Origin of the sequence: Limnochorda sp. (genome assembly GCF_047459355.1) — a bacterium.
Taxonomy (GTDB): domain Bacteria; phylum Bacillota; class Limnochordia; order Limnochordales; family Limnochordaceae; genus Limnochorda.
Map to the genome: position 1 here is coordinate 1 of NZ_VSCV01000049.1, position 7,349 is coordinate 7,349.

The 7,349-nt window shown below is 69.0% G+C and carries 6 protein-coding genes and 1 riboswitch; all 6 genes read right to left on the minus strand.

The window, feature by feature from the left end; translation table 11 throughout:
• Positions 1 to 484, minus strand: a 484-nt coding sequence (locus FWJ67_RS10335; RefSeq protein ID WP_414482787.1) for a glycoside hydrolase family 3 N-terminal domain-containing protein, incomplete at its 3' end; no start/stop codon positions are given.
• 186 nt (positions 485 to 670) lie between these two features.
• Entirely contained in the window at positions 671 to 1,720 is a 1,050-nt protein-coding gene (locus tag FWJ67_RS10340) for a ribonucleotide-diphosphate reductase subunit beta (protein WP_304171390.1), read from the minus strand.
• Between the two features lie 74 nt (positions 1,721 to 1,794).
• Entirely contained in the window at positions 1,795 to 4,230 is a 2,436-nt protein-coding gene (locus FWJ67_RS10345) for a ribonucleoside-diphosphate reductase subunit alpha (RefSeq protein ID WP_414482434.1), read from the minus strand.
• Between the two features lie 180 nt (positions 4,231 to 4,410).
• Positions 4,411 to 4,625, minus strand: a riboswitch (cobalamin riboswitch).
• 171 nt (positions 4,626 to 4,796) lie between these two features.
• Positions 4,797 to 5,489 carry a response regulator gene (locus tag FWJ67_RS10350; RefSeq protein ID WP_414482785.1) on the minus strand — a complete coding sequence of 231 codons (693 nt, stop codon included), beginning with the start codon at positions 5,487 to 5,489 and terminating at the stop codon, positions 4,797 to 4,799.
• Entirely contained in the window at positions 5,486 to 6,649 is a 1,164-nt protein-coding gene (locus FWJ67_RS10355; RefSeq protein ID WP_414482786.1) for a histidine kinase, read from the minus strand. The genes FWJ67_RS10350 and FWJ67_RS10355 overlap by 4 nt, the downstream gene beginning before the upstream one ends.
• A gap of 63 nt (positions 6,650 to 6,712) precedes the next feature.
• Positions 6,713 to 7,349 (minus strand): S-adenosylmethionine:tRNA ribosyltransferase-isomerase (locus FWJ67_RS10360; RefSeq protein ID WP_414482433.1); only part of this gene is annotated, 637 nt, incomplete at its 5' end.

A 7,349-nucleotide genomic window follows, 5' to 3' on the forward strand; every position in this document is an offset into this window, starting at 1 on the left:
CATCGACCAGCACGTCGGTGCTCATCCGGTGAAGCTCCTGGTTGTTCAGCGCGAAGTGCTTGAGGGAGACCCCAACCCCTTGGCTCTGGACGCCCTGGATCCAGGCGGCGGCCATTTTGCCGGCCAGGTAGGGGTCCTCGCTGAAGTACTCGAAGTTCCGGCCGCAGAGCGGGTTCCGCTTCATGTTCACCCCCGGCCCCAGGAGGACGTTGATGCCCTGCTGGACCGCTTCCTTGCCCAGGGCCTCCCCCATCTCCCGGACCAGGTCCAGATCCCAGGTGGACGCCACGGCGCTGGCCGTGGGGAAGCAGGTGGCCGGCTGGCTCGCGTGGATCCCCAGGTGATCGCCCTGCTCGGAGACCTGCTTCCGCAGGCCGTGGGGCCCGTCGGCCAGGAAGAGGGACGGGATGCCGTGCTGGGGCATGGCCTTGGTCGTCCAGGTGCTGGCCCCCGAACAGAGCTGGATCTTCTCCTCCAGGGTCATGCGCGCGATCCGGTCCTTGTGGCGAAGCACCCTGTCCCCTCCTTCCGGTGGTGGCTCCCACTCCATTCTTTCGCCCCGGGGGTCGGCTCCCCTGGGGACCAGCCCCGCCCGGAACCGAGTCCCCCGCCCGCCTGGATCCAGCCCGCGGCCGGTGACACCTGCCGTCAGGCCCAGCCCACAGCCGCCTCAATCCCACTGGAGGGTGGCCGCGCTCCGGTACTCGGTCACCCGGCTTTCGAAAAAGTTCTTCTCCTTGGAGAGGTCGATGGTCTCCGCCATCCAGGGGAAGGGGTTGGCCGAGCCGTACTGAGCGGGCAGCCCCAGCCGCTCCAGCCGGCGGTCGGCGATGGACTGGACGTACTCGCGGAACATGGGGGCGGTGAGGCCCATGACGCCCTGGGGCAGCACCTCCTCCGCGTACCGGACCTCCAGCTCCACCGCCCGGCGGATCGTCTCGATCACCCGCTGCTGGAAGGCGGGCGTCCACAGCTCGGGGTTCTCCGCCTTGATGCCGTTGATCAGGTCCACGCCGAAGGCGAGGTGGACCGTCTCGTCCCGCAGGATGTACTGGAACTGCTCACCGATGCCCGTCATCCGGTTCCGCCGGTGGAGGGAGAGGATCATGGCAAACCCTGAGTAGAAGAAGATCCCCTCCATGATGACGTAGTAGCCGATCAGGTTCTCGAGGAACGTCTGGGCGCCGGCCAGGGTGTCGGTGCGGAAGCCAGGGTCCAGGACCGCGGCTGTCAGCTCCATCTCGAAGGCGTCCTTGGCGTGGATGACGGGAATCTCCCGGTACATGTTGAAGACCTCCCGCTCATCCAGCCCCAAGCTCTCCACGATGTAGTGGAAGGCGTGGGTGTGGACCGCCTCCTCAAAGGCCTGGCGGAGCAGGTACTGGCGGCACTCGGCGTTGGTCACGTGGCGGAAGATGGCCAGGATGATGTTGTTGGCCACCAGGCTCTCCGCGGTGGAGAAGAAGCCCAGGTTGCGGAGGATCATGTGCCGCTCGGCCTCCGACAGGGCCCCGCTCCGCCAGAGCTCAATGTCCTGGGCCATGGGTACCTCGTTGGGCATCCAGTGGTTGGCGCAGCCCGTCAGGTAGTACTCCCAGGCCCACTGGTACTTGAGGGGCATCAGCTGGTTCACATCAACGGTCTCGCAGTTGATGAGACGCTTCTCCGAGGCGTCAAAGCGCCGACCCGGCACGAAGGGACGGTTCTCAGCGCCGCTCATCAGGCTTCACCCTCCCGGACCACCATGTTTCGATCACCCCACGGCGGCTCCGACCCGCCTCCATCCCTGAACCTTTACTGGCAGACCTCACAGCCGGCCCCCTCCTCCTCGGGACCGTCCGTCCCCGGGGCGACCCCCAGGCCTGCGGCGGGGCCCGGGGCGAGCTGGCTCGCCTCCCGCCGCCAGCGGGGCGCGCCCACCAGCCGGTGCTCCTGAATGGTCGACTTTTCCACCTGGGAGGCCCCCAAGGTCCGCAGGTAGTAGGTGGTCTTCAGCCCCTTCCGCCAGGCGAGCCGGTACATCTCGTCCAGCTTCCGGCCGCTGGGCTCGGCGAGGTAGAGGTTGAGGGACTGGCCCATGTCGATCCACTTCTGCCGCCGGGCGGCCGCCTCGATGAGCCAGCGGGGGTCAATCTCGAAGGCGGTCCGGAAACGCTCCTTCACCTCGGGCGGGATCCGCTCGATGGGCGCCAGGATGCCGTCGTAGAGGACCAGCGCCTCCACCATCTCTTCATCCCAGAGGCCCCGGGCCCGGAGCTCCTCCACCAGGTAGGGGTTGACCACGGCGAAATCACCCGAAAGGTTGGTCTTGGTGTAGAGGAGCCGGTAGTCGGGCTCAATGGACTGGGAGACGCCCAGGATGTTGGAGATGGTGGCGGTGGGCGCAATGGCGAGGACGTTGCTGTTCCGCATGCCGTACCGCCGGACCGCCTCCCGCACCGGCGTCCAGTCCAGCCGTCCGCCCCGCGGCACCTCCACAGGCACCCCCCGCTCCGCCTCCAGCCGCTCCAGGGTGTCCTGGGGCAAGAGCCCCTGGGACCAGGCGGAGCCGGCGTAACTTGGATACGGGCCCCGTTCCCGGGCCAGGTGGGCCGAGGCCAAGATGGCGTGGTAGGCGATGGTCTCCATGCTCTCGTCCGCGAAGGCCATGGCCGCCTCGGACCCATAGGGGATCTGCAGCTTGTGAAGCGCGTCCTGGAAGCCCATGATACCCAGGCCGATGGGGCGGTGGCGCAGGTTGGACCGGCGGGCCGCCTCGATGGGGTAGAAGTTGATGTCGATGACGTTGTCCAGCATCCGCACCGCCGTGGTCACTGTTTCCCGGAGAGCCTCCTCATCCAGCCGGCCCTCCCGGACGTGCCAGGCCAGGTTGATGGACCCCAGGTTGCAGACGGCCACCTCATCGGGGCTGGTGTTGAGAAGGATCTCGGTGCAAAGGTTGGAGCTGTGGATGACGCCGGCGTGGGCCTGGGTGTTCCGCAGGTTGGCCGCATCCTTGAAGGTGATCCAGGGGTGGCCCGTCTCGTAGAGCATCCCGAGCATCCGCCGCCAGAGCTCCCGGGCCTTCACCCGCTTGACGTGGGTGAGCTTACCCCGGTCGGCCATGGCCTCGTAGGCCAGGTAGCGCTCCTCGAAGGCCCGGCCGTAGAGGTCGTGGAGGTCGGGCACGTCGCTGGGGCTGAAGAGGGTCCACTCCCCGTCGGCCTCCACCCGCTTCATGAAGAGGTCGGGGATCCAGTGGGCGGTGTGCATGTCGTGGGTCCGCCGGCGCTCATCCCCCGTGTTCCGGCGGAGCTGCATGAAGTCTTCCAGGTCCAAGTGCCACGTCTCCAGGTAGGCGCAGACGGCCCCCCGCCGCTTGCCGCCCTGGTTGACGGCGATGGCCGTGTCGTTGGCCACCTTCAGAAAGGGGATCACCCCTTGGCTCCGGCCGTTGGTCCCCCGGATATGGCTCCCCAGGGCCCGTACGGGGGTCCAATCGTTGCCCAGGCCCCCGCTCCACTTGGAGAGCATGGCGTTGTTGTAGATCCCCATGAAGATGCTGTGGAGGTCGTCTTCGATGGTGGTGAGGAAGCAGGAGGACAGCTGCGGGTGGACGGTGCCGGCGTTGAAGAGGGTGGGGCTCGAGGGGCAGAAGCGGAAGGTGGACATCAGCTCGTAGAACTGGATGGCCCGGCGGGTGGGGTCATCCTCGTTGAGGGCCAGACCCATGGCCACCCGCATCCAGAAGAGCTGGGGCGTCTCCAGGCGGCGCTCGCCCTCATGGATGAAGTAGCGGTCGTAGAGGGTCTGGAGGCCCAGGTAGCTGAAGAGTTGGTCCCGCTCGGGGCGGAGGGCCCGGGCGAGCCGGTCCAGGTCGAAGCGGAGGAGGTCCGGGCTGACCCGCCCGATCCGGACCCCGTACTGGACGGCGTTCTGGAAGAGCGCCGGGTACCGGGCCCGCACCTCATCGAAGGCCAGGGGCTCCCCCCTCATCTCCAGACCCAACGCCTCGTGGTAGACGATGTCGAGGAGCAGGCGGGCGGCCACCCGGGCGTAGTTGGGCTCGCGCACGATGAGTGCCCGGGCAGCGTACACCTGGGCCCAGCGCTGCTCCCGGGGGGAGAGGCCGGGCAGCCCCGTGCCGGCCGCGGCCTGGGCCAGCGTCTCCAAGGAGACATGTTCAATCCCGGCCACGGCCCACGCCAGCTCCGGGGCCGGCGACGAAGCACCTCGGTGGACGGCAGACATGAAGAAAGCCTCCCTCTCGTGTGGCTGGCACCCGAGGGAAGGCAAGGCGGAAGAGCGGGAACGGGCGCCCCGTGGCCGGGAAGCAGGCCAACCCGCGGGCACGCCGCCAGCGTCCGGCAGGGCCACGAACGCCTCGCACGCCCTTGCTGCCTTACCCTCGAAGGCGCAAGGTGAACCTCGCCACTGGCGAGGGCAATCGGCAGGTCTTCGGACTTGCAGGCAGTGGCGCTTCCCGAAGGGCGCCGAACCTACTAGCCGTCGCTTCCCAGGCCTCTGGCGGCCCAGTGCCCATGACGGCGTTCGTTCCTGCTCACCGCTGCGGGGCAGTCCCGGATTCGCACCGGGTTCCCTCTTCGCCCGAGCCGGTCTGGGGGACCGGCCCAGGACCGATTGCAGGCCCAATATACAGTAGATGGTAATGGTTGTCAACCCTACACCTTGTGTTTTCCGTTCCCGCGGAGGCGGGCGCGCCTCCCGTCCGCCGGTCCTGCCCACCGGCGAGTCATCTCAGGGGCTCGTCCCCCGCGGATGGTCCAGGTCCTGCCCAGAGCTTGGAGCCGGCCCGCTCAGCCCTCCTCCAAGGGAACGCCGGGCCCAGGCTCCGCGACGAGCCCGTGCTTCAGCGCGTAGACCGCAGCCTGGGTCCGGTCCTGGAGCCCCAACTTGCTCAAGATGCTGCTTACGTGGGTCTTCACGGTGGTCTCGGTGATGGCCAGCGCCGCCCCGATCTCCTTGTTGCTCAGGCCCCGGGTGAGGAGGGTGAGCACCTCCAGCTCCCGGGGGGTGAGGGAGGAGGCGGCCGCGGCCGGGTGACCCGGCGGCTGGCCCACCTGGAGCATGAGTGCCTGGGCCACCCGGGGGTGGAGGCGGGCCTCGCCCCGGTGGACGGCCCGGATGGCCTCCACCAAGACGTCGGGAGCCACATCCTTCAAGAGGTAGCCGGCCGCGCCGGCCTGGATGGCGGGCACCACCCGATCCTGCTCCGCGAAGCTGGTGAGAACGATCACCTTGGTGCCGGGGGAGCGGCGCTGCACCTCCCGGGTGGCGGCCACCCCGTCCATCCCGGGCAGCACCAGGTCCATAAGGACCACGTCCGGCTGCAGGCGTTCCACCGCTTCCAGCGCGGTCTCGGCGTCCGTCGCTTCGCCCACCACCTGGATCTCTTCTTCCGTTTCGAGAAAGAAGCGCAGGCCCCGGAGGACCACCGCATGGTCATCGACCAGGAGGACCGTGATGGGCCGCCCGCTCCCTTGGGTCATGGCGCTTCACCTCCGCCCTCCGACGCCGCTGGGAGGGGGATGATGGCCCGCACTTCCGTGCCGCCTCCCCGCCGGCTCCGGACGGTCACATCGCCCCCCAGGGACTGGGCCCGCTCCCGCATGCCGATGAGGCCGAAACCGCCCGAAGCGCCGGCAGCCCGGGCCTGAAAGCCCACGCCCCGATCCCGCACCGTGAGGGTGACCATCTCCCGGTCCAGCCCGTACTCGACCTGCACCTGGTCCACACCCGCGTGGCGCCGCACGTTGTTCAGCGCCTCCTGCCCGATCCGCCAGAGGGCCTCCTCCACCGCCTGGGGCACGGCGCCTCCGCCCGTCACGGCAACCTCCACCGTGAGGCCCAGGCGGGCGCCGTACTGGGTCAGGGCGGTGATCAGGCCTTGTTCGAGGCCTTCAGGGCGGAGTTGCCAGATGAGGGAGCGCATGGCCTGCAAGGACTCCTGGGCCAGGGCCTGGATCTCCTCGAGGGCCCGGGCCGCCTCCTCAGGGTCCCGGTGGATCAGCTTGCGGGCGCCCTGGGCCAGCAGGTTCAGGGAGAAGAGGGACTGGGAGATGGAGTCGTGGAGATCCCGGGCCAGGCGGTTCCGCTCTTCGAGGCGGGCCTGGTCCCGCTGGGCCTGGAGGAGGCGGACGCGCGCGATGGCCGTGCCGATTTGGAGGGCGACGGACTCGAGCAAGGCCAGCTCTTGCGGGGAGAAGTGCCGCTTCTCTGGGTGGGCCACGTTGAGCAGGCCGAACCGGACGCTGCCGGAGGCGAGGGGCACCGTCGCATGGTGGCTGATCTGGTGGGTCTCGCCCCACTGGCGCCGGCGGGCCTCGTCCAGGCGCTTGCATTCCATGGTGTTGGCCGCCCGCTCCAGCCCGCCCCCCCAGTACGCATCGAGGCACCAACACCCGCCCCGGCTCATGGGGCGCTTCGCGTCCCGGCAGAGGGCGGGCGGGAGCCCGTGATCGGCGATGAGCCGGTAGGCCCGGGGGCCGGGCCCGGTGAGAAAGATCCAACCCGTGGTGAAGCCCAACGCCTCCAGCACCTTGGGGAGGACACCCTGGAGCATGGGCTCCAGGTCGGTGGCCTCGTTCAGGGTCTCCGCGATGGTCTTCAGGGCCAGAAGCTCCCGGGTCCGGGCCTCGTTCGCATCCATGCTGATCGTCCCCCGTCCGCCCACGCCAGAAGGCGAGCCCGCGCGACGCACCGAATGCACGGCTCACAGAATGAGGTGGACGTCGCCGAACTCATGCCACAGATAGCCCAGGGCCATCGCCTCCCCGTACGCCTGGAAGATCGCCGCCCGCTCCAGGAAGGCACAGAGCAGGGCCAGGTGGGAGGTGACGGGCGCGTGCAGCCCGGTGAGGAGCCCATCCACCACCTTCAGGTCATAGTCGGGGTGGACGAAGAGCTCGGTGAACCCCGTCGCCGGCTTCACCGCGCCCCCTTCGATGGCTGCGCTCTCCAGGGCCCGGACCACCGTGGTGCCCACCGCGATCACCCGGCCCCCGGCCGCCTTGGCGGCATGGATGGCCTGGACGGTCGCGTCAGGAACATCATACCATTCTGGATACGTCCCGTGGGCCTCCACCACCGGATGGACCAGCTCGTGGCTGGAGACGCCGGTATGCAGGGTGATTTGGGCGATGCCTACGCCCCGCGCCCGAAGGGAGCGAAGGACCCGGCAGGTGAAGGGCCGGGCGGCCGACGGCATCTCCGCCGAACCCTCCACCCGGGCGAAGAGGGTCTGGTAGAAGGCCAGGGGCCACTCCCCGTGGACGTAGGGGTAGCGGATGGGCGCGCCCACCCGCACAGCCGCCGCGTAGGGGTCGCCCTGTATCTGGGCCAGCCAGAGC